At 69.6% G+C, this 24,482-nt stretch carries 12 protein-coding genes, 1 tRNA gene and 1 pseudogene; 10 read left to right on the forward strand and 4 right to left on the reverse strand.

Going from position 1 to position 24,482, the window contains the following annotated elements:
• Positions 1–2: 2 nt before the first annotated feature.
• Positions 3–1,130 (forward strand): annotated as a pseudogene (locus NBW77_RS10525) (recombinase family protein); the annotation flags it as partial.
• A gap of 581 nt (positions 1,131–1,711) precedes the next feature.
• Here the strand turns inward: NBW77_RS10525 and NBW77_RS10530 are convergent.
• A tRNA-Leu gene (locus NBW77_RS10530) sits at positions 1,712–1,784 on the reverse strand.
• Between the two features lie 173 nt (positions 1,785–1,957).
• Here NBW77_RS10530 and NBW77_RS10535 point away from each other — a divergent pair.
• The 9 genes from NBW77_RS10535 (at position 1,958) to NBW77_RS10575 (ending at position 16,725) form a co-directional block, all read left to right on the forward strand.
• Positions 1,958–2,557, forward strand: coding sequence for an ANTAR domain-containing response regulator (locus NBW77_RS10535; RefSeq protein ID WP_131746698.1), 600 nt, complete (start codon positions 1,958–1,960; stop codon positions 2,555–2,557).
• Complete coding sequence (locus NBW77_RS10540) at positions 2,554–4,032, forward strand: branched-chain amino acid ABC transporter substrate-binding protein (RefSeq protein WP_242605813.1); 1,479 nt, start codon at positions 2,554–2,556, stop codon at positions 4,030–4,032. Before NBW77_RS10535 ends, NBW77_RS10540 begins: the two co-directional genes overlap by 4 nt.
• A 303-nt stretch (positions 4,033–4,335) precedes the next feature.
• Positions 4,336–5,499, forward strand: coding sequence for a branched-chain amino acid ABC transporter substrate-binding protein (locus NBW77_RS10545; protein WP_131746699.1), 1,164 nt, complete (start codon positions 4,336–4,338; stop codon positions 5,497–5,499).
• A gap of 97 nt (positions 5,500–5,596) precedes the next feature.
• The gene (locus NBW77_RS10550) at positions 5,597–6,526 is read left to right on the forward strand and encodes a branched-chain amino acid ABC transporter permease (RefSeq protein WP_250279636.1); all 930 of its coding nucleotides are present in this window, start codon (positions 5,597–5,599) and stop codon (positions 6,524–6,526) included.
• Positions 6,523–7,968: a branched-chain amino acid ABC transporter permease gene (locus NBW77_RS10555; RefSeq protein ID WP_131746727.1), complete on the forward strand. Its 1,446-nt coding sequence runs from the start codon at positions 6,523–6,525 to the stop codon at positions 7,966–7,968. The genes NBW77_RS10550 and NBW77_RS10555 overlap by 4 nt, the downstream gene beginning before the upstream one ends.
• Positions 7,965–8,855: an ABC transporter ATP-binding protein gene (locus tag NBW77_RS10560; protein WP_250279637.1), complete on the forward strand. Its 891-nt coding sequence runs from the start codon at positions 7,965–7,967 to the stop codon at positions 8,853–8,855. The genes NBW77_RS10555 and NBW77_RS10560 overlap by 4 nt, the downstream gene beginning before the upstream one ends.
• The gene (locus NBW77_RS10565) at positions 8,855–9,565 is read left to right on the forward strand and encodes an ABC transporter ATP-binding protein (RefSeq protein ID WP_131746700.1); all 711 of its coding nucleotides are present in this window, start codon (positions 8,855–8,857) and stop codon (positions 9,563–9,565) included. The genes NBW77_RS10560 and NBW77_RS10565 overlap by 1 nt, the downstream gene beginning before the upstream one ends.
• Before the next feature lie 552 nt (positions 9,566–10,117).
• Entirely contained in the window at positions 10,118–12,772 is a 2,655-nt protein-coding gene (polA, locus tag NBW77_RS10570; RefSeq protein ID WP_250279643.1) for a DNA polymerase I, read from the forward strand.
• Between the two features lie 500 nt (positions 12,773–13,272).
• Positions 13,273–16,725 (forward strand): EAL domain-containing protein, encoded by a 3,453-nt coding sequence (locus NBW77_RS10575; protein WP_131746701.1) that lies wholly within the window; start codon positions 13,273–13,275, stop codon positions 16,723–16,725.
• A 31-nt stretch (positions 16,726–16,756) separates the two neighbouring features.
• Here the strand turns inward: NBW77_RS10575 and NBW77_RS10580 are convergent, their stop codons facing one another.
• The 3 genes from NBW77_RS10580 to NBW77_RS10590 form a co-directional block, all read right to left on the reverse strand.
• Complete coding sequence (locus NBW77_RS10580; RefSeq protein ID WP_250279638.1) at positions 16,757–21,322, reverse strand: alpha-(1->3)-arabinofuranosyltransferase domain-containing protein; 4,566 nt, start codon at positions 21,320–21,322, stop codon at positions 16,757–16,759.
• Positions 21,323–21,595: 273 nt separating this feature from the next.
• Positions 21,596–23,191, reverse strand: a complete 1,596-nt coding sequence (locus NBW77_RS10585) for a polysaccharide biosynthesis protein (RefSeq protein ID WP_165486061.1) — start codon at positions 23,189–23,191, stop codon at positions 21,596–21,598.
• 89 nt (positions 23,192–23,280) lie between these two features.
• Positions 23,281–24,198 (reverse strand): class I SAM-dependent methyltransferase, encoded by a 918-nt coding sequence (locus NBW77_RS10590; protein WP_242605815.1) that lies wholly within the window; start codon positions 24,196–24,198, stop codon positions 23,281–23,283.
• Positions 24,199–24,482 lie beyond the last annotated feature (284 nt).

The following is a 24,482-nucleotide window of genomic DNA, read 5'->3' on the forward strand; positions in this document are numbered from 1 at the left end:
TCATGCGTCAGCTCGAACGGTGCAAGTCCGTCCTCCCCGAATCCTGGCTGATCGTCGGCCATTATTACGATGTCGAATCCGGGCGGAAGGAACTCGACGCGCGCGGGCACGGAGCGGACGTAGCCCGGTTCGATATCCCGATCGCCCGCGACGGCGGGATCGACGACCTGCTCGCCGAAGCCGCGCATCCGAACCGGCGATTCGACGTGGTGATCTGCGAGTCCATGTCCCGGATCGCCCGGCGGATGTATGAGAATCTCTCCATCGAGCGGGCGCTCGAACGTGCCGGGGTTCCGCTGTTTGCCTGGAACGAACCGATCAAGATCGACGGCCCGCGGGCCTCGCAGATCCTCCAGCGGCGGATCAATCAGTCCGTCGCCGAGTACGAGGTGTGGAACACCCTGGAGAGCTCGTGGGGCGGGCTGTGCATCCACGTCCGCGAGGGGTGGAACATCGGTAAACCGCCGTATGGATACCGGGCCAAGAACTACCGGCATCCCAACTCGGCCAAGGCGGACCGTGGGATGACCAAAACTCGACTCGAACCCGACGGGACACGCGGGGAGACCGTCACCCAGATCGCGCACTGGCGCTACCACGAGAATCTCGGTTACGGCACCATCGCCGACCGGCTCAACGCCGACCCCGAGCGCCACCCTCCGCCTGAACCGGTCGGCGGGCGGTACCGGGCGCGGGGCGCCTGGTCGAAGTCCACCGTGGCCGACCTGCTGCGCAACCCCAAATACACCGGCTACCAGGTGTTCAACCGGCGTGCCAGCCGTTCTGGAAGTGGCAAGGTCAACGGTCCGGAGAAGTGGGTGTGGTCACCCGAACCCGTTCACGAGCCGCTGATCCCAAGGTGGATGTTCGACGAGGTGAACGCCCGTCGGCAGGCTCACCGCGGCTCCCGCGACGGCAACGAGCCCAACACCCACCCGGCCACCCTGCGCACCTATGTGTTCCGGGAGATGACGCTGTGTGCGTGTGGACGGCGGATGTGGGGTGAGTACCGGCGGCCCGGCAACATCGTCTACTACACATGCTGGCCCCGGGCGAACAACCGGGGGAGGGAGGACAAACTTGTCGGACACCCCAAAACCGTCCGTATCCGCGAGGACGTCCTGCTCGATGCCGTCGCCGCCTTCTATGCCGAGCGGGTCTTCGGCCCCGACCGCATGGCACTGCTGGCGGCCGAACTTGCCACGGTCGACGACCGGGCCGCCCACGAACGCACCGCCGAACGTGACCGGCTCCGGCGAAAGATCGCCGATCTGACCCGGCGACAGGACAACCTTCTGCGCCAAGCCCAGACCGGCGACCCGGACGACCCGTTCACGCAAGGGCTCCGCCGCACCTACAACGATCTCGACGCCGAGCACCGCGCCGCAGTCGCCCTCCTCGCCGAGCTTGACGCGACTGACGAGTCCGACCCCGCACGACCCGGGCCCGACAGCCTCGCGCTTCTCGACGCCATGCCGCATCTGCGGCTCAACCTCGACCGCGCACCTGAACGGCTGCAGCGACGCCTCTACGAGATCACGCAGCTCACCGTCCACGTCCACCCCGACACGCAGGAGGTAGCCATCATGATCAAAATTCCGGTTGGCGAGTTCGGCCAGATCGCAAACCTCGCAGAGACGGTCGCCGACACCCCTGCGTACGGCACAACAGCTGCCGCGGCGACCCCGGTTTCCCGTGTAGATGCTGTATGTGCCCCCGGTGGGATTCGAACCCACACTGTCGGTGGTTTGAGCACCGTCTCTCTGCCGTTGGAGTACAGGGGCCTGTCGTCCGAGTTCGTAGGTATTGGTGTTGAAGGTGCTACCGGACCGGTCGATGTGCAGGTAGTGCTTCCTCCCCGACTCTAGCCGGGTAAGGTGCGGATCGACCGCCCACCCCCGTCCCGCGGTGGGTCGACACTGTGATCCTAGCCCTGCGAGCCCAGGAGTCCGACTCGATGAGCCAGCCATCCTCGACCCCCCGCCGGGTGCTGATCGCCGAGGACGAGGCGCTGATCCGTCTCGATCTCCGGGAGATGCTGCAGGAGGAGGGCTACGAGGTGGTCGGCGAGGCCGGCGATGGCGAGATGGCTGTCAGCCTTGCCTCCAAACTCCGTCCCGACCTGGTCATCCTCGATGTCAAGATGCCCCGGATGGACGGGATCGAGGCCGGTGCGCACATCGCCAAGGAGCGCATCGCGCCGGTCGTGATCCTGACGGCCTTCAGCCAGCGGGAGCTTGTGGAGCGGGCTCGTGAGGCCGGGGCGATGGCCTATGTCGTCAAGCCGTTCCAGAAGAAGGACCTGCTGCCGACGATCGAGATGGCCATGAGCCGTTTCACCGAGATCGTGAGCCTGGAAGCCGAGGTCGAGGACCTACAGGGCCGCCTCGAGGCAAGAAAGATCATTGAACGGGCGAAGGGTGTCCTGCAGACCGAGCACGGTATGACCGAGCCGGACGCCTTCCGCTGGATCCAGCGCACCTCGATGAACCAGCGGCGCACGATGCGAGCGGTGGCCGAGACGGTGCTGTCCGGCGAGGCACTACCGGGAACGTGACCGGGCGGATCCGGCCTCGCCGGCCGTCGCGTTCCCGGATCCAGCCTTTCCCGCTGCCACGTCTGCGGATCCTGTTGCGGACGCGGCGGGTCCAGGTTCTTCTTGCCTGCGCGGTGGCGCTGGTCGTGGCGGCCGTGGCGGTCCTTACGGCGGTGTCGCGCGCGGGTTCGCCGGACGGCGGTCCGTCCGGATCGCAGACCCGGACGGCCACCATCGGGCTGATGGCTCCGATGTCGGGGGATCTCGCGTCGGTGGGCACGGCCGTGCGCAACGCGGTCCGGCTCGCGGTGGACGAGGCGAACGCCGACGGAGCAAGCCCCGGCTGGAAGATCCGGGTGAGCGTCCAGGACGACTTGTCCCGGCCGGACGGAGGCGCCCAGGCGGCGGGTGAACTCGCCGCCGACGACACGGTGATCGGCGTTGTCGGCCCGTTGAGTTCCACGGTGGCGATGGTTGCCATGCCCACGCTGAGCGCTGCCGGGATAGCGGTGGTATCACCGTCCAACAGCCAGCCCGGGTTGACCGGCCTGGACACCGCACCCCCGCGTGCGCGTCCGTACCGCACCTACTTCCGGTTGAGTGGTACGGACGCGCTGCAGGCCCGGACCGGTGCCGAGTACGCCGTACGGACCATGGGCCGCAGTCGGATCGCGGTGGTGGACGGCGGCCCCGACTTCGGAGTCTCGCTCGCGGAGCGGTTCGCGTCGGACGCCCGCGATCTCGGTGCCACCGTCACCGGCATCCACAAGGTGCACGGCAGCACGGACGACCCGGCCGAGCTGGATGCGGTGGCCGGGCAGCTGCGGGATGAGATTCCGGATCTGGTCTACGTGGCAACGGGTTACGCCTTTGCCGCGAAACTGCGCAACGAGTTGGACGCGCACGGCCCGTCGGTGTCCGTTCTCGGTTCTGACGGGCTGTTCGACCCCCGTTATCCCCGGCGGACGCAGAGCGCATCCGAGGGTGACGTGGTCACGGACCTCGGTGCGCCGCTGTCGGAACTGCCGCAGGCCGGGTCGTTCGCGGCGGCCTACCTTCAGCGTTGGGGCGGTGACGTCACCAACCATGACACCAACCGCGACGGCAGCGGTCACGGCAGTGGCGGTGACCGGACAGCGACATCGGCGGCGACACACGGCAAGGTGCCCCGGGCGAGTGACAGGCCGAATCCTGCGGCGTCCCCGTTCCCGTCCCCGTCCCCGTCGCCGGACGTCGACGCGATCCCGCCGGTCGCCGCCTACGCCTACGATGCGACGCGGACGCTGCTGCGTGCCGCGGGCGGCGTCCTTCCCGGCCGCGGCCAGGTGGATGCGGCGACGAGGGCCGCGATCGTCACCGCTGTCGGGGAGGGCCGTTTCCCCGGGGTGACCGGTGAAGTCGGTTTCGACGTGTGGGGCGACGCCGTGGCGCCGGTGGTGACCGTCTACGCCGTTCGCGTCCAGCTGTTCGTGCCTGTCGGGGTGTATCGGCCGTAGAGCCGGGTCGGACCGCGTCGATCTGCAAACTGTGACGACACGGGCACTTCATGCTTCCGACTACTTGCCGTAGCGGATAGGTTGCCGACAGTCCGGTAAACGAGCCGGGCAGGGCAGGCACGGCAGGTGGAAACGGCGGCTCCGGCTCACCCGGGCACAACGCACCGCGGCAGTGCCGCGGTGCGGCGGTACCGGCCGTGGCCGGTCGGACGACCTTCCTGGTGGGGGCAGCGGACGCCGTCCGCGCCATGCCCTGCGGGAACTGTCCGGGATGCCCTACCGGAACGGGTGAAGGGAAAAGGCATGGCCAGGCGAACAACGACGGGTCTCGCCGTCGGACTGCTCGCGGTTACGCTGACCGCCGGCGGATGCGGGGGAGGGTCCTCCGGCAGCGGGCACAAGGAATACCTCATCGGGTTCCAGGGCCCGCTGTCCGGGGAGAACCAGCAGCTCGGCATCAACGCGATCGACGGCGTCCGAACGGCGGTCGACGTCGCCAACAGCAGCGGTCAGCTTCCGTTCACCCTCCGCCTGGTCGAGGCGGACGATCAGGGTACGCCGGAACAGGGTCCAACGGCCGCCCAGAAGCTGATCGATAATCCGGACGTCATCGGTGTCGTCGGCCCGGTCTTCTCCGGCGCCACCAAGGCGAGTGAACCGCTCTACACCCAGGCGAAGCTGTTGTCCGTCAGCCCGTCCGCGACAAACCCACAGCTCACCGCGCTCGGCTTCGGGACCTTCTTCCGAGTGATCGCCCCCGACACCGTGCAGGGTGCCGCTGCCGCCAACTACGCCGCAAAGGCACTCAAGGCCAAGAAGATCTTCTCCCTCGACGACAAGAGCGAATACGGAACGGGCCTTTCCGAGGTCTTCGAGAAGGAGCTTCGGGCCGAAGGGGTGAACGTCGTGCACGACGGCATCAACCCCACCAAGGACTACACGTCCGAAGCCACGAAGATTATATCGGAGAAGCCGGACGTGCTGTTCTACTCCGGTTATTATGCGGAGTTCGCGCTGCTGACCAAGGCGTTGAAGGCAAAGGGATTCACCGGCGCGGTCATGAGCGGCGACGGAGCCAACGACGACCAGTTCATCGCGCAGGCGGGCGCCACCACGGCCGAGGGCGCGTACCTGACCTGCCCGTGCGGTGACGCGAACAGTGACCCGAAGGCGGCCGGGTTCGTCGCGGACTTCAAACGGTCCAACAACGGCGCGAATCCGGGCACCTACTCGGGTGAGGCCTACGACGCCACGAACGCGATCATCTCGGTGCTGCGCAAGCTCGGGCCGAACGCCACCCGTGATGCGGTGGTCCAGGCGTTCGGGGCCGTCGACATCACCGGGGTGACCAAGCAGATCCGCTTCCAGCCCGACGGCGAGGTCACGGGCTCGACCGTGTACGTCTACCAGGTTCGGGGCGGCCGGCGAGAGGTGCTCGGAACCACCACGGAACTGATCAAGCCGTAGCTCGGGCCGGGCACGCCGGGCCTGCCTGGGCGTGCCCGGCGTGGCCGTGGGCCACAGGCACACCGGTACGGCGATCGGCGATCGGGGATCGGTCTCAATGGGCTTCGCGCACGAGTTCTGGCAGCTGACGGTCGACGGGGCGACCATCGGCTCCCTCTACGCGGTCATAGCGCTCGGTTACACCCTGGTGTACGGGGTTCTCACACTCATCAACTTCGCCCATAGCGAGGTCTTCATGCTCGGCGCGTTCGGTGGTCTTTTCGCCGCGCGGGCGCTGGTGTCCGGTGGCCCGACGCCGTCGGGGCCCGCGTCGGTCGCCCTGGTGGCGGTGGGCCTCGGTGTCGGCGCGGCATCCGGAGGGCTCGCCGCATTCGCCCTCGAACGCGGCGCCTACCGTCCGCTGCGCCGACGTGGCGCACCCCGCCTCGCCTACCTCATCAGCGCCATCGGCGCCTCCCTGTTCGCCTACAACCTGGCCGGCAAGGAGTTCGGCCGCCAGAGTGTGCCCGTTCCCGACCTGTTCACCAACGGGACCGTGATCGGGGTTCTGGGCGCCGAGATCTCCACCCAGGCACTCGTCATCTTCGGGGTGGCGGCAGTGATGCTCGTACTGGTCGACCGGGTGGTCACCGTGACCCGGCTGGGCCAGGCGATCCGCGCGGTCGCGCAGGACGCCGACACCGCGAGTCTGATGGGGGTCGACGTGGAGCGGGTGATCGTAGCCACCTTCGTGATCGGGGGTCTGCTCGCAGGCGCCGGCGGCTTCCTGTATGCGATGACGTTCAACGCCTCGTACACGATGGGATTCGTCCCCGGTATCAAGGCGTTCACCGCCGCGGTGCTCGGCGGTATCGGCAACGTCCGTGGCGCGGTCGTCGGCGGACTGCTCCTCGGCCTTGTCGAAAGCTACGGAGGTTACGTCTTCCAGGCGTCCTACAAAGATGTGATCGCCTTCCTCGTACTCGTCGGAGTTCTGCTGGTCAGACCGTCCGGGTTGATGGGCGTACGGCAGCTGAGAGCCGCATGAACACCGGCGATGCGGACACCTTGGACGTGAACGCCGACGGCGCGAGGACCGACGGCGGCAGGACCGACGGCGCGAGGACCGACGGCGGCAGGCCGAGCCGTGGCCGGACGCGCGAACTCGCGCTGTTGCTGGGCGCCGGTGCACTGCTCGCCGTCGTCACCGGACCGTCCGCAGACGCGGGGCATCCCTTCGCCGGTCTACAGGGATCGCTGTTCGCCCCACGCATCCTTGCGTTCTGGGGTCTCGCGGCCGGGGCCTGGGTGGTCATCGGATGCGCCAGGCGGCTGCGCACCGGTGGCGGCACCGGTGGCGGCACCGGTGGCCGGCTCGCCGAGCTGTCCGCGCGGGTCGCGGGTATCGCCAGCACCGACCGGGCAAGGGCCGCGACGACCGCCGGCCTGCTGGGCCTTGCCCTGGTAGTGCCGCTGGGGTTGTCGACGGCGGCGACGCAGTCCCTGGTCAGCGATATCGGGATCTACGCGCTGCTCGCGCTGGGCCTGAACGTCGTGGTCGGTTACGCCGGCCTGCTGGACCTCGGCTTCATCGCGTTCTTCGCGATCGGCGCCTACACCACGGCCTACTTCACCTCCCAGTCGGCCATGCCCTGGCACTCGCCGGTCGTCCTCAACCCGTTCGTGGTGTTCCCGATCGCGGTGGTCGCGGCGATGACCGCGGGGGTGGCTCTCGGCGGGCCCACGCTGCGCCTGCGCGGCGACTACCTGGCCATCGTGACACTCGGGTTCGGCGAGATCGTGCAGCTCCTCGCGAACAACTCCGACGGCGTGACGAATGGTTCACGTGGGGTGTTCGGTGTGCCGCCGCTGTCCTTCCACGTCGCGCGGGTCCACTACGCCTGGGGCCTGCGTCCCCTGCCCTACTACTATCTGCTGCTGGCCATCATCATCGGGGTGATGGCCGTCTTCGGCCGGCTGGAACGGTCCCACATCGGTCGGGCATGGGCCGCGATCCGCGAGGACGAGTTCGCCGCCGAGGCCTGCGGGGTCGCGACGGTACGCATGAAACTGCTGGCATTCTCCATCGGCGCGTCCGTCTCGGGTTTCGCCGGCGTGCTCTTCGCCACCAAGCAGTTCTTCAATCCCCAGACGTTCAGCCTGCAGGCGTCGATCCTGGTGCTCACCATTGTGATCTTCGGTGGGATGGGTTCCCGGCTCGGGGTGGTACTCGGCGCGGCGGTTCTTCAGGGCCTGGCGTTCATCCTGCGTGACATCGTCCCCCCGGCCGACCGGTACATCTACTTCGGGGCTGTCGTGGTCATCATGATGACCTACCGGCCGCAGGGTCTGCTCCCGCCCCGGCGCCGTGAGCGGGTAGGGGTGTCCGCGTCCGACGACGCCGGTGCCGCGGGTGTCGGTGGCATCGCGGGTGTCGGTGGTGTCGGCGGTGTCGGCGGCCGGTTCCCCGTCGGGGGGCAGACCGGATGAGCCGGACGAGCGAGAGGAGCGGTACCGCGCATGATGGCCCCGGGCCCGTCCTCGACGTACACGGCCTCGTCCTGCGCTTCGGCGGGATCACGAGCCTGGACGGGGTGTCACTGCGTCAGCAACGGGGTGAGATCCTCGCGGTGATCGGGCCGAACGGCGCGGGCAAGACGTCCCTGTTCAACTGTCTCACCGGCGTCTGCCGCCCGCAGGTCGGCAGCGTGACGCTGTGGGGCCGTGACGGCCGGCGGACCGACCTGCTCGGCCGTCGCCCACATGTGATCAGCCGGCTCGGGGTGGCCCGGACGTTCCAGCACATCCGGTTGTTCCCCGGGTTGAGCGCGCTGGCGAACGTTCAGATCGGTGTGGAGGCGCGGGCCCGCCCGGGGGTACGGCGGGTTCCGGAGACACTGCGGGTTCCGGAGACACTGCGGGTGATGCTGGCCACGCCCGGGACCCGACAGCAGGACGCCGAGAACGCCCGGCGGTCGATGGAACTGCTCTCCCTCGTGGGTCTGGCCCACCGTGCGCACGTCCCGGCCGCGGCGCTCGCGTACGGTGAGCAACGCCGCCTGGAGATCGCGCGGGCCCTGGGCACGGATCCCTGCCTGCTGCTGGTGGACGAGCCGGCCGCCGGCGCCAACACCGTGGAGAAGGCGGAGATGGCAGGGCTGCTGCGTCGCGTCGCGGCGGACGGGATCTCCATCCTGCTGATCGAACATGACATGGGCCTGGTGATGACGGTCGCATCATCGGTGGTCGTGCTCAACTTCGGGCGGGTCATCGCCGGCGGTCCGCCGGCGCAGGTCCAGCAGGACCCGGCCGTACTCGAGGCCTACCTCGGAACCTGCGCGGCGAGTCCCGTCCCCGACGGGGACGGACCCGGCTGATGGTTCTCGAACTCGTCGACGTCGAGGTCCGGTACGCCTCGGTGACCGCGCTGCGGGGGGTGAGCCTGCGGGTCGGCGCCGGTGAGGTGGTGACTCTGCTGGGGGCGAACGGTGCGGGGAAGACCACGACGTTGCGCACGATCTCGGGGTTGCTGCGGCCGGTGTCGGGTGAGATCCGGATGGACGGGGAGAGCCTGGCGGGACTGCCCGCGCACGAGATCGTCGCGCGTGGGATCAGTCATGTTCCCGAAGGCCGGCGGGTGTTCCCGGCCATGTCGGTCCGGGAGAACCTGCTGATGGGAGCCTATCGGGACCGCCGCAACGCGCGGACCGGCATGGACACGGTGTTCGCCATGTTCCCGCGGCTCGCCGAGCGTCACGGGCAGGCGGCCGGGACGTTGTCCGGCGGTGAACAGCAGATGCTGGCAATCGGCCGGGCCCTGCTGGCACGGCCGCGGGTGCTGCTGTTGGACGAGCCGTCCATGGGGCTTGCGCCCCTGGTCGTGGCCAGGATCTTCGAAGCGATCACGGAGATCAACCGTGCCGGTGCGTCGGTGCTGCTGGTGGAGCAGAACGCCCACCAGGCGTTGACGGTTGCCGGTCGCGGCTATGTGCTGGAGACCGGCCGGATGGTACTGGCCGGTCCATCGGGTGTTCTTCGTGCGGATGACCGGGTCCGGCAGGCGTATCTGGGGGAGAACGTCGTCTGAACGGCCCTGTCGTCACGGCCCTGTCGTCAAAATGGCCCTGTCGCGGACGGAAATGACGCGGCGACCAGACGGCGAAAGCTACGGATGAATACAGTGAATCCCGGGACGGTCTTTGGTGCCGTCCGCACCTTCCCCGTGTCCAGACGTTTTCTACTCGTCCGTCCCAGGTCCCACCGGTAAGAACGCTAGGCCGTAACCGCTGGTCGCGTCAATTCGCCGGGCGGAGGACATCCGCCTGTTGTCTGCATAATTTCTTCCGCGAGCGGCAGCTGATACCAATTGTCGGCGTTACCGGCCACGGTGAGTGACGCGGCACCGGGGCGGCCCGCGGGCACCGGGGCGGCCCGCGGGCACCGGGGCGGCCCGCGGCGGGCTGCCTTGGCCGGCCCCGGACGGTGCACAAATAGACTCGTGGTCGTGTCCGCCACAACCGCCGCTCCCGGCAACCCGGCACCCGGTCGTTCCGCACGTTCAACCGGCGGCAAGGCACCGGCCCCAGCCCACGGACCCGCCGCCCGGCCGGCCGCTGCCGGCGGCGGTGAGCCGCGGCTGCTGCTCCTCGACGGCCACTCCCTGGCCTATCGGGCGTTCTTCGCGCTCCCGGTCGAGAACTTCTCCACGACGACCGGACAGCCGACCAACGCGGTCTACGGTTTCACGTCGATGTTGATCAATGTGCTGCGCGATGAGCGCCCCACCCACGTCGCGGTGGCGTGGGATCTGCCGACGCCCACCTTCCGGCACGCCCAGTACGCCGAGTACAAGGCGGGACGCGCCGAGACGCCCGCGGACTTCGTCGGGCAGGTCAGCCTCATCCACCAGGTGTGCGACTCGCTCGCGGTGCCCGGGGTCAGCGCCGAGGGCTACGAGGCCGACGACGTCATCGCGACGCTTGCCACCCAGGGCGCGGCCGTGGGCATGCAGGTGCTGGTCGTCACCGGTGACCGGGACGCGTTGCAGCTCGTCAACGACCAGGTGACGGTGTTGATGACCCGGCGTGGGATCAGTGACATGACCCGGTTCACGCCGGCGGAGGTCGAGGCGAAATACGGTCTCACCCCCGTGCAGTACCCGGACTTCGCGGCGCTGCGCGGCGACCCGTCGGACAACCTGCCGTCGGTGCCGGGGGTGGGGGAGAAGACCGCCACCAAGTGGATCCAGCAGTTCGGGTCGTTGGCCGACCTCGTAGACCGGGCGGACGAGGTCGGTGGCAAGACCGGCGTATCGTTGCGTGCCCACCTGGCCAGCGTGATCCGTAACCGGGCACTGACCGAACTCGCCCGTGATGTGCCCCTAGACGTCGGCCCCGATGACCTCAGGCTGCATCCGTGGGACCGTGAGGCCGTCCACCAGCTTTTCGACACCCTTCAGTTCCGGACGCTGCGGGAGCGGCTGTACGTGGCGCTGGCCACGGTCGAACCCGAGGCCGACGAGGGCTTCGAGGTGACCACGCAGGTGCTGGGGCCCGGCGAGGTGCCCGAGTGGCTGACCGAACACGCCCGCACCGGCGAACGCACCGGCGTTCACCTCCGAGGCACCTGGGGCCGGGGCACCGGCACCGTCACCGCGCTCGCGCTTGCCACCGCCGACGGTGCCGGCGCGTGGATCGACCCGACCGGGCTCACCGCCGACGACGAGAAGGCGTTGGCCGCGTGGTTCGCCGACCCGGCCCAGCCGAAGGCCGCCCATGATGTCAAGGGCCCGATGCTGGCGCTGGCCGCCCGCGGTCTCTCGCTCGCCGGGGTCACCAGCGACACCGCGCTCGCCGCATATCTGGCGCTGCCCGGGCAGCGCACCTTCGACCTGGCCGATCTCGTCCTGCGCTACCTGCGGCGCGACCTGCGGGCGGAGACGTCCGAGTCCGGGCAGCTGACCATCGACGGATCGGACGAGGCGGACGCGGCCAGCGCCGATGTCGTGCGGGCCCGTGCCTGCCTCGAACTCGCCGACGCACTCGACGCCGACCTGGTCCACCGCAGTGCCACCGCGCTCCTGCACAACGTCGAACTTCCGCTGGTCACCGTGCTGGCCGGGATGGAGCGGGCGGGCATCGCGGCGGATACCGATCATCTTCTTGAACTCCAGAAGCACCATGGCGCCGAGGTCACCGCGGTGGCCGCGCAGGCTCATGAGATCGTCGGGCGGCCGTTCAACCTCGGTTCACCCAAGCAGCTGCAGGCGATCCTGTTCGACGAGCTGGGGCTGCCGAAGACCAAGAAGATCAAAACCGGGTATACCACCGATGCGGACGCGCTGGCGTGGCTCGCCACCCAGACCGACCATCCGCTGCTGGCTGTGCTGCTGCGCCACCGCGACGTCGCGCGCCTGCGGACGGTGGTGGACTCCCTGATTCCGATGATCGACGATGCCGGCCGCATCCACACGACCTTCAACCAGATGATCGCGGCGACCGGTCGGTTGTCCTCGGCCGACCCGAACCTGCAGAACATCCCGGTGCGTACGGCCGAGGGCCGCCAGATCCGCCGGGCGTTCATCGTCGGCGCCGGCTTCGAGTCCCTGCTGACGGCGGACTACTCCCAGATCGAGATGCGCATCATGGCGCACCTGTCCGGCGACGAGGGCCTGATCGAGGCGTTCGCCTCGGGCGAGGACCTGCACACGTTCGTGGCTGCGCAGGCATTCGGTCTTGCGGTGGACGCGGTCGACCCGGAGCTGCGTAGGCGGATCAAGGCGATGTCCTACGGCCTTGCCTACGGTCTGTCCGCGTTCGGTCTCGCCGGTCAGCTCGGCATCCATCCGGAGGAGGCCCGCGCCCAGATGGAGGCTTACTTCGCCCGTTTCGGCGGGGTGCGCGAGTTCCTTCGGGGTGTGGTCGACCGGGCCCGTGGGGACGGTTACACCGAGACGATCCTCGGCCGCCGTCGCTACCTTCCAGATCTAACCAGTGACAACGCGCAACGCCGACAGATGGCCGAGCGGATGGCGCTCAACGCACCCATCCAGGGATCCGCGGCCGACATCATCAAGATCGCGATGCTCGGTGTCGACCGGACGCTGCGGGAGCGCCGGCTACGGTCGCGGCTGCTGCTACAGGTTCATGACGAGCTCGTCCTGGAGATCGCCCCGGGTGAACGCGCCGAGGTCGAGGCGCTGGTGCGGTCCGAGATGGGCACGGCCTACCAGATGTCGGTTCCCCTCGACGTCAGCGTGGGATCCGGCCCTACGTGGGATGACGCCGCGCACTGATCCGTCGGCCGGTCCGCGCCGACTCCCGGTGGCGGAAATCGTCGCCCTGTCGCGCCCTGTCACGTTGTGCAGTCAGATCATTCTGGCGTCATTCGTGCCGGAATGATCTGTGTCGTCATTGGTCGAGCCGCGGGGAATGCCCGTCATGGGTTACCGTGATGATACGGCCTCGTGTCCCGGTAGTAATTCGTATATCAACTGAATGTTCGGTCCGACTTGCTTTTGCGGCATCGAGTCGGCGGTTGATCGCTCTGGGTGGCAGGGTCGGGGTATTGACCACGTAGAACCGCTGTCCGACCGGATGCGGCTGTCCTACGGAGGGCTATCGTGCGGCTGCGAGTAGTGGGTTAGCGGTTGGACTTCGAGGTGAATCTTTTTCGGGGTGGTTTCCTTTCCGTGATCGAGTGTTTCGGGTCAAGCGGATGCGGGGGAACTCGCATAGGTGCGGTGTCGCGTCGGATCGTGGCACCGCGTCCCCGGCGACAGGGGGACCCTTCACGATGAGCGCTCCACTTTTCACGGACCGACGGCGGTTTCTGTTTATTCTCGCAGGGGGAGGCGTCTTCGTTTTCACCGCGCTCGCGCTGCTTCCGGGGTCCGCGGGATACCACAGGCCAGGGACGTGGCTCGCGGTGGGGATCAGCGTGGCGAACCTGGCCGCGGCCCTGTTACTGAGGCGGATCCGACCGGCCGTGCACCGCATCCTGGTGTTCTCCTCGGTTCTCGCGGTCACGGCTGCGCTGGCCGACAGTGATCCTGGTCGCGCGTCCGATGTGTACCTCCTCTGGTATCCCTGGGTGGCGGGCTATGGAGCGATGGTCCCCCGGTTGCGTGTCGCGCTCGGCAACGCGGTGCTCATCTGCGCCGCGGTGATGATCGGGTTCATCGTCCAGGGTGATCTTGTTGGTGCGGCGCCGCTGATCGCAATGATCGTCTTTACGGTCGTGGCCGCTACCCTGGTGGTGTTCGGGTTCGCCCGCTGGAGCGAACTCCTGGTGGACCGGGACCCGCTGACGACACTTGCGAATCGGGCCGGGCTTGTCCGTTGCGCACAGCCGGTGGTCGCCTCGGCGCTCGCGGCCGGCCGGCAGTCGGTTCTCGTCCTGCTCGACATCAACCGCTTCCGCGAGGTCAACGACGCCCTGGGGCACCCCGCCGGAGACCGGCTGCTCCAGATCCTTGCCGAGCGGTTGCGCTGCGTCACCGTGAACTCCGCCTTCGCCGGCCGTCTCGGCAGCGACGAGTTCGCGGTCGTCATGTGCGGGGTCGACCTGCCCGACAGCCCCGATGCCGCGAACGACCAGATGCGCGCGATCGGCCGGACGGTGATCAACGAGCTTCGTGGTCCGTTCCGGATCGACGGGGTCGACGTCGAGGTCGAGGCAAGCGCCGGGGTCGCCGTCGCCCCGATGCACGGCACCAGCGTCGACGCGCTGCTGCCAGCCGCGGATGCGGCGCTGCACGCGGCCAAGCGCGACGGCGAACGGGTGGGCGTCTGGGACCCGGGCATGGCCGGGGTCCGGCCGTGGGAGCTGGCCCTGCACGCCCAGCTGCGCGCCGCGGTCGTAGATGGGGAGCTGGTGCTGCACTACCAGCCGCTGCTGTCCGCGCGGACCGGCCGGATCGCCGGGGTGGAGGCGCTTTTGCGCTGGGCGCACCCGACACGGGGACTGCTCGCTCCCGCAGCCTTCCTCCCGATGGCGGAACGATCCACGCTGATCATCGACGTGACCGAATGGGTGTTGGACGAGGCACTGCGGCAGTGCGCGGATTGGGCGTCCGCGGGGCATCACGTCCCGGTGTCGGTGAACCTGTCGGCCCGCATGCTCGTCCGTGGCGACCTGCCCACACTGGTGTCCGACACGCTGGCCAGGCACGGGCTGCCCGCCGACGTCCTTACTCTGGAGATTACCGAGAGTGCTCTGGTCACCCAGCCGACCCGGGCTGCCGCCATGCTGCGGGAACTGCGGACGCACGGGGTCAAGTTGTCGCTGGACGACTTCGGGACCGGATACAGCTCGATGGAGATCCTCAAGGCGCTCCCGTTCGACGAGGTGAAGATTGACAAGGGGTTCGTGTCCGACGCGCACGGGAGCCTGCCTGACGTCGCGATCGTGCGCTCGGTCCTGGATCTCGGGCATCGCCTCGGCCTGAGCGTCGTCGGAGAGGGCGTCGAGGACTCCCGAGCCCTGCGGATGCTGATGGAACTGGGCTGCGACATCCTGCAGGGCGAGGCGATCTCGCGTCCCCTGCCGCCGTCGCAGGAGCTGCTCGTCATGATCAGTTCCGGTGTGTCCGTCATGTTGTCGGATTCGGGTCGGCGTCGGCCAGCAGCACCTGGTCGATCTGCCACCCCTCGAAAAGGGCACCCGGACCGCGCCGGACCCGCGGCGCGTCCCTTTCCGCCACGGTCGGTCATGCCTGGACCTGCGGCGTCGATGCCGGCGGACGAACCGGCCCGGATCGCCGCGTTGCACCGTTACGAGATCGTCGACTCCGACGGCGAGGCTGCGTTCGATGAGATCGCCGCGCTCGCGGCCCGTCTGTGCGACACCCCCATCGGTTTCGTCACCTTCCTCGACACCGATCGTGAGTGGTTCAAGGCCCGATACGGCTCAACCCTCACCGAACTGCCGCGGGACAAAGCGGTCAGTCAGTACGCGCTTGCCGGGCCGATGGTGTTCGAGGTCCCGGACCTCGCCGCGGACCCACGGTTCATGCGTCTGTCCGTGATCGGGCCGAACACTTCGTTCCGCTTCTACGCCGGAGCCCCGATCGTCACTACCGACGACCAGGTGATCGGCCACGTCGTCGTGATCGACCGCATCCCGCGCACGCTCACCTCGGGCCAGAAGGAGTCGTTTGCCGCGCTGGGCAGGCAGGTCATGGAACTGCTGGAGGCCCGCCGGGCGAACCGGATGCTCGACCAGGTCACCAGCGCGCTGGACGTGCTCGATCAGCTCTGGTACCCCGACAACCTGGACTCGGCCGTGTCACTGGTCGCCGAGGTGTGTCGGGCGCTGCTGGACGCGGATGCGGTCAGCCTGCTGCTCGCGGACCTGCCGGGATCGACCGTGTTTCACGCGGCCGCGTCCGCGGTGAAGTCGGACCAGGAGCCAACGATCTCACCGAACATGCGTTTCACCGAGCAGGACGGTACCGCCATCGGAGCTGTCCTGCGTACCCGGGCTCCCGTGTTCTTCGCCGACGTCTCGGCCTCGCCGCTGTTCTCACCGGAGGCCGTGCGGCGGTTGCGCGTCGCATCCGCCCTGGTTGTGCCGATTCCCGGCGAGGGCGGTCTGATCGGCATCGTCGCGGCTCGTTGGGCGGCCGGACGGGAAAGGGCCGACAGGGCGGGGCTGCGAGCGGTCACACTGTTGGCCGGACAGGCCGGTCACACCCTTGCCCGGTTGCGTACGGCCCAGGTCAGGGTCCGGGATGCCGGTATCGATCCGACCACCGGCCTCACCAGCCGTGACCGGTTCCTGGCCATTCTGCAGGGCCTGCCGAGCGGAACCGTGGTGTGTCTGCTCGGTCTGCTCGGTCTGCCCGGCTGTGAACGGGAGGGAACCCGGATCCGTACCGAGGAGCGCATCCTCACCCGCTTCGCGAGCCAGCTGCGCTCCGTCGCCGGCCCCGGGGTGGAGGTTGCGCGCTGGTCGCAGGAGCGCTTCGTGGTGGCCTTTCCCGGCGGGAGTCACACCCGGGCCGATGAGATGGTCCGGCGGTTGCGGGCCGGCTGGGACGCGGAATCGATGCCGCCGTTCGCGGTCGGGGGTGCGGTGACCGGCGCCGACCAACCGGCCAGTGCTGCCCTGAGCGCCGCTGAGGAGGCGCTGCGCGATGCTCTGCATGTGATCGGTTCGCGGCCGCCGGCCCGAACGAGCGCCGGGTCGGTCGGTACCGACCCGGCGGACGCCGCTCGTGACGACCGCACCGGCGCCCGAGCCTGATCGCGGCCCGATCCCAGCCAGGCGCAGCTGGTCAGCGGGGGGTGTGGTGGTAACGGCGGTGCACCGCCGTTACCACCACGTCGGTGGCGAGGAACAGGATCGCGATCCACGAGACGGTCGCGACCCGTCCGAACTCCTTGACCCACTCCCCGTCGATCGGTATGTGGTGACGTACCTGGACCTGGATGACGTAGCCCGCGCTGACGGCCAGCAGGCCCACCGGGCCCATCCTGAGCAGGAACCGGCCATGTGGGACCGCCAGCGCGACGAGCGTGGCGACACCGACGGTGATGCTCGCGACCTCGTTCACGAGCGCGTACGCGGCAAGCGCCATGGCCCCCGCCACCGGCATCGCGACGATGATTGGAACGTGCGGGCCGCGGGGCGCGGGTCCGGAGAAACTCGGGAGATCGGCCGGCCGGACCGGGGCGGAACCTGACGACCGCCGGCGTCTGCGTGCGGTCACGATCAGCAGGGCGACGCTCGCCACCAGCGCGGTACCGGAGACGGCCAGGGCCCGCCACACCAGCCGCTGAGGGGCCCAGGTGAGGTCGACACGGAAGTCGGTGGCCCCGGGGGTGATCCGCCAGCCGTTGGCGTAGCCGTCCAGGAGCTGTGGTTTCCCGAAGTCCGTGCCGTTCGAGGTCGCCTTCCATCCGGCGGACAGGCTCTCCCCGAGCACCAGCCAGAACGGCTGGCCGGGGCGCGCGCCGGTGATCGTCAGGGCGAGCGAGGTGTCGCCACTGTGGGTGACTGCCACTGTGGGTGCTGGCGCGGCCGGTGCTGGCGCGGTGGCGGCAGGTGATCCGGCGGGCGTGTCCGTCGAGGTATCGGCCCGCATCGTCGCGATCGACCCGTCGGCGGTCACCGGCGACGGCCTGCCGCCGGGCTCCGAGGCGAGGATGAGCCTGTCCAGGTCGTACCCGGTTCCCATCCCGGCCGCGGTGCGCAGCACATGGTCGCCCGCGCCGAGCGTGAGGGGATCCTGGCAGAGGGACACCGCCAGCCCCTTGCGGGCGAGCGCGTCCGAGCTGGATCCGGTGATCCGGACGGATACCGGCCTGCCGTCGACCGTCACCAGGTCGTTGCGGCATTTGTCGGACACGGCTGCCGCGGGCCGCGGTGTGCGCAGGCCGGCGATGTCGACATCGGTCAGCCCCACCGGCATCGGGATCGGGTTCCCGCTGATCGGGTCACGAGTGGCCACGTCGCGGACACTGTCGATGACGAGACGGATGTTGCTGCCTCGAACCTTCGGGAAGCTGAGCGTGACCGTCCGGCTGTCGCCGGGCCGTCCGCTGTCGCTGACCGGCGGAACGGCGAGCGTGTCCACTCGCCTGCCGTCCACGACGAGGCCCAGCGTGGTCGGCACCGAGTGGCGCCCGTCGGCCGCCAACGACAGGGTCATGGTGGAGAAGCTCACCGGTTTCGGCGAGTTGACCTGGATCCAGGCATCCTGCTGGGCGCCGAAGCCGGGGCTCCACATCGTGGCCGGGTCCGCGTCGAAGGCACTCGCGCTGCCGTCCGCCAGGGCACCGGGCAGCCGTCCGGAGGACTCCGTGCTCACCCCACCCGACGGCCGGCCGGTCGAAGCACCGAGTACCAGGTCATTGGCGTTGGCAGCTACCCGGGCCGTCCCGGTCAGCGCGAAGGTCCGCGCGGTCGGCAGCGTGAACGTCCGTGCCACGGCCGGCTCCGTGTCGGACTTGAACGGCTCGGCCGGGTTGGCGCGGTCCCGCGTGATCTGAAGGATGAGCCGGTGGCCCAGGGATGCGCTGCCCGCCGCGGTGAGCAGGTCGGTGGGCATCCGCAGCAGCTCCTGCGCATGCGGTGAGGTGCCATCCGGCCGCACGATGTCGACCTCGGCGAAACCGACGCTGGACAGTCCCGCGTAGTTCGCGCGAACTCCGACATCGGTCTCGTCGATCGTGAGGTCCAGCCGGCTGAAGCTGCGCTGCGGAAAGGTCACGACCTGCCCGGACGCGACCCGCGACGCGGCGGTGAGGTCCACGGTCACTGGCGACCCGCCGTCGAAGCGCAGCGTCGCCTTCGTGATCCACCGGTTGTTCGACTCGCCCAGCGGCTGGACGAGCCGCACCCGGTCCGAGGTCACCGGACTGGCAAGGTCGATTTGCAGGCGCTGCCCGGCCGGGTCGGAGAACGCGCCGACCCGCCACATGGTGTCCAGGTTGCCGTCGACCGCGCCCATCGGGCCTTCCGGCGGACTGTAGGAGAACGCGTTGCCGTAGTCGGTCGCGCTGATCCCGGCGATCTCCGCGGGCTGGCCGGGGTCGTGCAACTGCGCGACGGTCTGCGCCGCCGTTGTCTCGTCCGGGAAGACCGGCAGCCGGTTGTCGTTCGGGTCGGGTGTGAGCGTGACCGTGTCCGGGCTTTCGACGTAGCCGTAGCCGTCACGGATCGAGCTCCAGCGTTCCGCCCGCAGCCGGTTGCTGTCAGTGACAAGAAGATCGGCGCCGTCGGCCAGAGCCTGGTTCAGAGCCGCGGGGTCGGCGGCCATCGACGCGGTGTAGAGGATGGGCCGGTCCGCCGCCACCGGGCCGGCGAGCAGCCCCGCGGCCGCGGCGTCCACCAGCCCCTCACCGTTTCCGCTGACCAGCAACGGCTCCTGCGGGGTCGCCGTCCGCACGATCGGCTTCGCGTCCTGGACCCCGAACACGGCGAGCGCCGGCGGTTCGACCGCGCCGACGGGGGTCCCCAGGGCCATCTCGTCGGCGAACGGGATCCGCGGCGTGTCGGCGACCGGCGGCCCGAAGCGGCGTGGCGGGTCCAGACCCGCGGGCACCGGGTCGGTGAACAGCTGCCAGGTGAGCGCGGGACGCGGAGTGCGGAAGCGCTCGTACTGCAGGTTGCTGCGCAGCACGATGTCGCCGACTCCCATCAGCCGGGCGATGTCGGCGAGCGAGCCGGTCTCGAACACCCCTTCCTGCAACCGGCGGTCCAGGGCACGCAGCAGATCGGCGGATGCGGCGGCGCTGAAGGGGATCAGTTCGCGGACCAGGTAGGGACGATCCGTCAGCCCGGGCATGACAGGATCGAGAGTGGTCCCCCACCGGTAGTGGGAGAAATCCGCGCCGGGAAGTTCCAGGACACGGGTGGCGGACCCGGCCGCGTCGAGAGCCGCGGCGACCTGCCGCTCGTAACCGGGGATCGTCTCGGGGCGGTCGAGCCCCCCCTGGACGAACTGGCCGCGCCACAGCGGGCTCAGGTTCGCCACGATCAGGACGACCACGACCATCCACGCCGTGCCGGGAGCCAGGCGGAGCAACCGCGCCCGGGCGCCGTCCCGGCCGGGGGAGCCGCCGGAGCGCGCACGCCGGCGTTCGCCTACCTCCGCAAGCCGGGCGGCCAGCCGTTCGCAGACCGCGGCGAGCCCACCGGCGAGCAGCACCGACAGGCCGAGTGCCACCAGCGGCACCGCGCGGGGCATGGACCGCAGCGCGAAGCCGGCCGTGGACGCCTGGGCGAACGCGCGGAACGCCGCGCCCAGCGGTGAGGGGCGGTCGTAGGGGTAGACGCCCACCGCCACGGCTGTGCCGACCAGCACCAGCAGGACGAAGTAGGTCTTGTACCCCCACCGGGAAAGCGCGGCCGCGGCCAGTGCGAGCAGCGGCACGGCGAAGCTGACCGCAACTACCCACATCGTCTGGGTGTAAGCGTGTGACGGGGAGATCCACGTCCCGAGCGCGTCCCCGCCGTAGAAGTACCAGTTGCCGAGGCCTCGCAGCACCTCGGACGCCTGAGAGGCGCTCGCGACGGTCTTGAGCGTCTCGCTGTAGGCGAGGATGTCCACACCGTAGCCGGCCTGGGTGACCAGGCCCGCGATCCACCAGGCCGAGCACAGCACGACCATGACCACGGTACGGATGATCATTCCAAGGGCCGGGATGAGTCGGACCTCGCGGGTACCCCACAGGGCGAAGGGCAGCCACAGCATCGGTGCCAGCAGTACGAAGATCAGGCTGGACGCGTTGCTGCTGCCGACCAGCGCGACGGTCAGCCCGAACGCGGCCGGCCAGCGCCAGCCGTCCGGCCACCATGCCGCCAGCCCGCCCCGGGCCTCACGCAGGCCACGGACGGTGATCCCGACCAGCCAGCCCAGGCCCGTGTAGGGCAGCAGGATCGCCGACATCCGGGCCTCGTACTCCAGGACGTACGGGGTCAGCATGTAGCCGGCGGCGGCGACGAAGGCGAATCGGTCCGGCCAGCGGAACGACCGCATCAGGAACAGCACGCCCGCGCCGGCCAGGAACAGCACCGAGCCGGTCCACAGCCGCTGGGCGACCCAGGTGGGCAGGCCGACGAGGTCGAGGAGCCGGAAGAAGGCTCCCTGCGGGAGCAGGAAGCCGATGTTTTGGTGGGTGACCACACCCATCCCGGCGTTTGGATCCCACATGATCCCCGCGTGGCTGATCAGCCGCCTGGGTTCGATGTAGAGATAGGCCTTGGTGTCGACGCCGACCCGTCCGGGAGCGGTGCACAGCAACGGGATGTAGGTGATCGCCGCCAGCAGCAGCGGAGGCCACGAGGGCACCCACCGACGACGGCGGCCCGGCGACCCGGTGTGGGTGGACGGCACGCCAGTCAACCGGCGGGCGATACCTCGCCGCGTGTGTTCCGATGGTGCGGTCAAGGTCAACGGTCTGGCCCCATCATCCTGGTTCGGCCCCCGGCCGCTGGTGCCGTGGGTGTGGAATGGAGTTGACGGCCCGCCCGCCCCACGGGTCTGCGAACAGCACCCGTGGGGTGCGTCCGGAGTATTTTAGTGATCTCCTCAGGGCCCGCTCCGGGCGGGTTCGGATGGCAGCGTGCGGTACCTCACGGCCGTAACGGTGGTCACGGCGGTGCAGGATCACCGGGTCGAGGGGACACGGCGGCCCGCTGGCCGTGGCCGTGGCCGTGGCCGTGCGGTGGGCCGCGCCGTGGACAGGACCAGCAGACCGGTACCGGCTGCCAGCGCGGCGTGCAACGCAAGTTCCACGTAGACGATGGTCATCGGACGGCCGTGTGCCCACAGCATGAGCGGGATGGCAAGCGCGGTGGCGGCCGCGAGGACCAGCAGGACACCGCGCGCGCCAACGGCCAGCAGATAGTGGGTGAAAAGGACGGTCACCCCGAGGCAGGCCATCGCCCCGGCCAACGGTGCGAGCGCCGCCGCGCAGGTGGTGAGACGCTGCCCGAAGGCGAGGGCGAGGCCTGCCCGCGGGGCGGTCAGCGCGATCCCGATGAGTCCGAGTGCCGGCACGGCGAGGATCGCCAGTGTCGCGCCCAGCTGCGCGAGTGCGTGCTGTCCGTGATGGCGGCGGGTCACGGTCTCCGGCAGCAGAAAACCTCCCAGGACCACCGCGGCGAAGACCAGCGCCTTGCAGGCCACGGACACCGCCGCGTACGAACCGGCATCCGGGGATCGGTGTGCGCCGATCACGAGCACGTCGACGTTCTGCAGGACGCCCAGCAGCACCAGTGCGGTGAGCGCTGCCCCGAACTCGACGGCGAGCCGGTTCGGTGGCGTCCCCGGGCACCGCGGGCCGCCGGACTGCGCGTCGTGTGTCTGCCCCGAGACCGCCGAGCCCGAGACCGCCGAGCCCGAGACCGCCGAGCCCGAGACCGCCGAGCCCGAGACCGCCGAGCCCGGGGACGCCGGGTGGAGCAGCGGGCCGGGGTCGGTCCGGTGGCGACCGGTGGCCTGGGCAAGGACCCGACGTGCGTGCCCGAGCCCGATGAGCACCCCGAGCAGGATCGCCAGTGCGACGCCGGCCTCGCCGAAACCCGCCAGGACCAGCAGGACCGCCAGGACGCTTCGGGACAGACCCTCGATCAGGAGGTTGGCCGCGAGCCCGGGGTAGCGGCAGGCGGACTGCAGCAGGCCGCGGTCGATGCACAGCAGACACCAGGCGGCGCCCGCTGTCAGCATCTCCGCGACGCCACCGGGCCCGGGCAGGGACAGCGCGGCGGCGATGACGTCGCGCAGGAGCAGGCCGACAATCCCGGTCAGGGCCACCAGTGCGATGCCGATCCGGCGTACCCGCGTGACCCACTGGTCGATCACCGCGGCCCGGCCGGCCTGCTGCCAGGCCGTCACCTTGCGGACGACTCCGACAAGCAGGGCGCTGCCCGGCATCGAGGCCACGAAGAACAGCGCGAGCAACTGGGCCAGCGCGCCGTAGGACCGACTGTCCAGATGCCGGGCGAGGACCAGCGTGACGAGCAGGTTCGCCGTGTTGGCGACGATGCCGGCGACCGCGAGCGGGGAGGCTGTGCGCACGGCGCCTCGGACGGCCCGGTCGGCCCGGTCGGCTGGGTCGGCCGGGCCGGCCGCGGCGCCGAGCTGTCCGGCTCCGGCGGTCGGCCTGTAGCCGCGACCGGGCGCCGGATGAGTGGGTGCGATAGCCGGGACGGCGTCGATCGTCCCCGAACGCCTGGCCGTCCTGTCGTCTTCCCGTACCACGAAGGTGACATACCCATTACTACATGTAACAAGCGCGATCGGGAAGTTCGCGGCCCGAGTACGGCCCGGGTACGGCCGCGCCGGTGGCGTCAGCCGGACCGGGCGGGTTTCTCGGTGACGAAGATCGAGGTTGACGGGAAGAGCCTGCCCCGCACCGGTCCCCACTGACCCCACACCCGGTCGTGGCCGGCCGGCCATTCCGGTTCGATCAGGTCCAGTACGCGCAGCCCGGCGGCGACCAGCTCCCGGACGCGGTCACCGACCGTCCGGTGGGTCTCGGTGTAGGTCGCCCGCCCGAACCGGTCACGTTCCACATAGGCCCGCCGGTCGAAGTAGCTGCGCACGACCGTGAGTCCGTCCGTTCCCGGGCTGTCGGGAAAGGACCAGATCATCGGATGTGTGGTGGAGAACACCCAGCGTCCGCCGGGCCGCAGCACCCGGGCGACCTCGCGCATGACAACGGCACTGTCCGCGACGAACGGGATCGCGCCGAAGGCCGAGCACGCCACGTCCACGCTCGCGTCGGTCAGCGGCAGCCGGGCCGCGTCCGCCTGGACCAGGGAAACCTCCACGCCGGTGGCGGCGGACAGGGACCGTGCATGCCGCAACTGACCCGCGGACAGGTCCAGTGCCACCACTTCCGCGCCGTGGGTGACCAGCCAGCGTGCGCACTGCGCGCCCCCGCAGCCGATCTCCAGCACGGTGCGACCGCGGATCTCGCCGAGCAGGTGGGTGTCGGCCTCCCGCAGCCCCTCCGGGCACCACAGGAAGTCGGCGTCGCCGAGGAACTCGCCGTGTTCGGCCTGGTAGTCGTCGGCGGTGGCATCCCAGTAGCCACGGTTGGCCCGGCGGGCGGTGTCATGGTCGACCTCGCTGTACCCGAACTCCGCCGGATGGTAGCGACCCGCCGGGTACTGCGGCGCGGCCGGTCGGGGTACGGCTGGTCGGGACGTCGCCGGTGGCGCCGGTCGGGGTGCCACCGGTCCGCCCGATTCTGATCCGTTCACGGCATCGATCCTCGCAGTAGTTTGTGATCTTCGGTCGGGGGGTGGTTCGTTCATGGGGCGTGCGGTACCCGTGGGACGGGGCGAGGTGGCGGTGTTCGACGAGATTCACCTCGATCTGGGGCGAGGTCGACCCGCGATGGCGTTGACCACCCTGGACACCCGTCCCTAGACTGGGGTCTGGCACGAGAGTCTGTGGATCTCAGACCTAGCAGATCCGCTCGAGCGTCGTTCGCGGTACTGACAGTGTTCGTTTTGCACGGTCCCTGTCCCTCCGTCCCGGCGGT

This window comes from Frankia sp. Cppng1_Ct_nod (assembly GCF_920656135.1).
GTDB lineage: Bacteria > Actinomycetota > Actinomycetes > Frankiales > Frankiaceae > Protofrankia > Protofrankia meridionalis.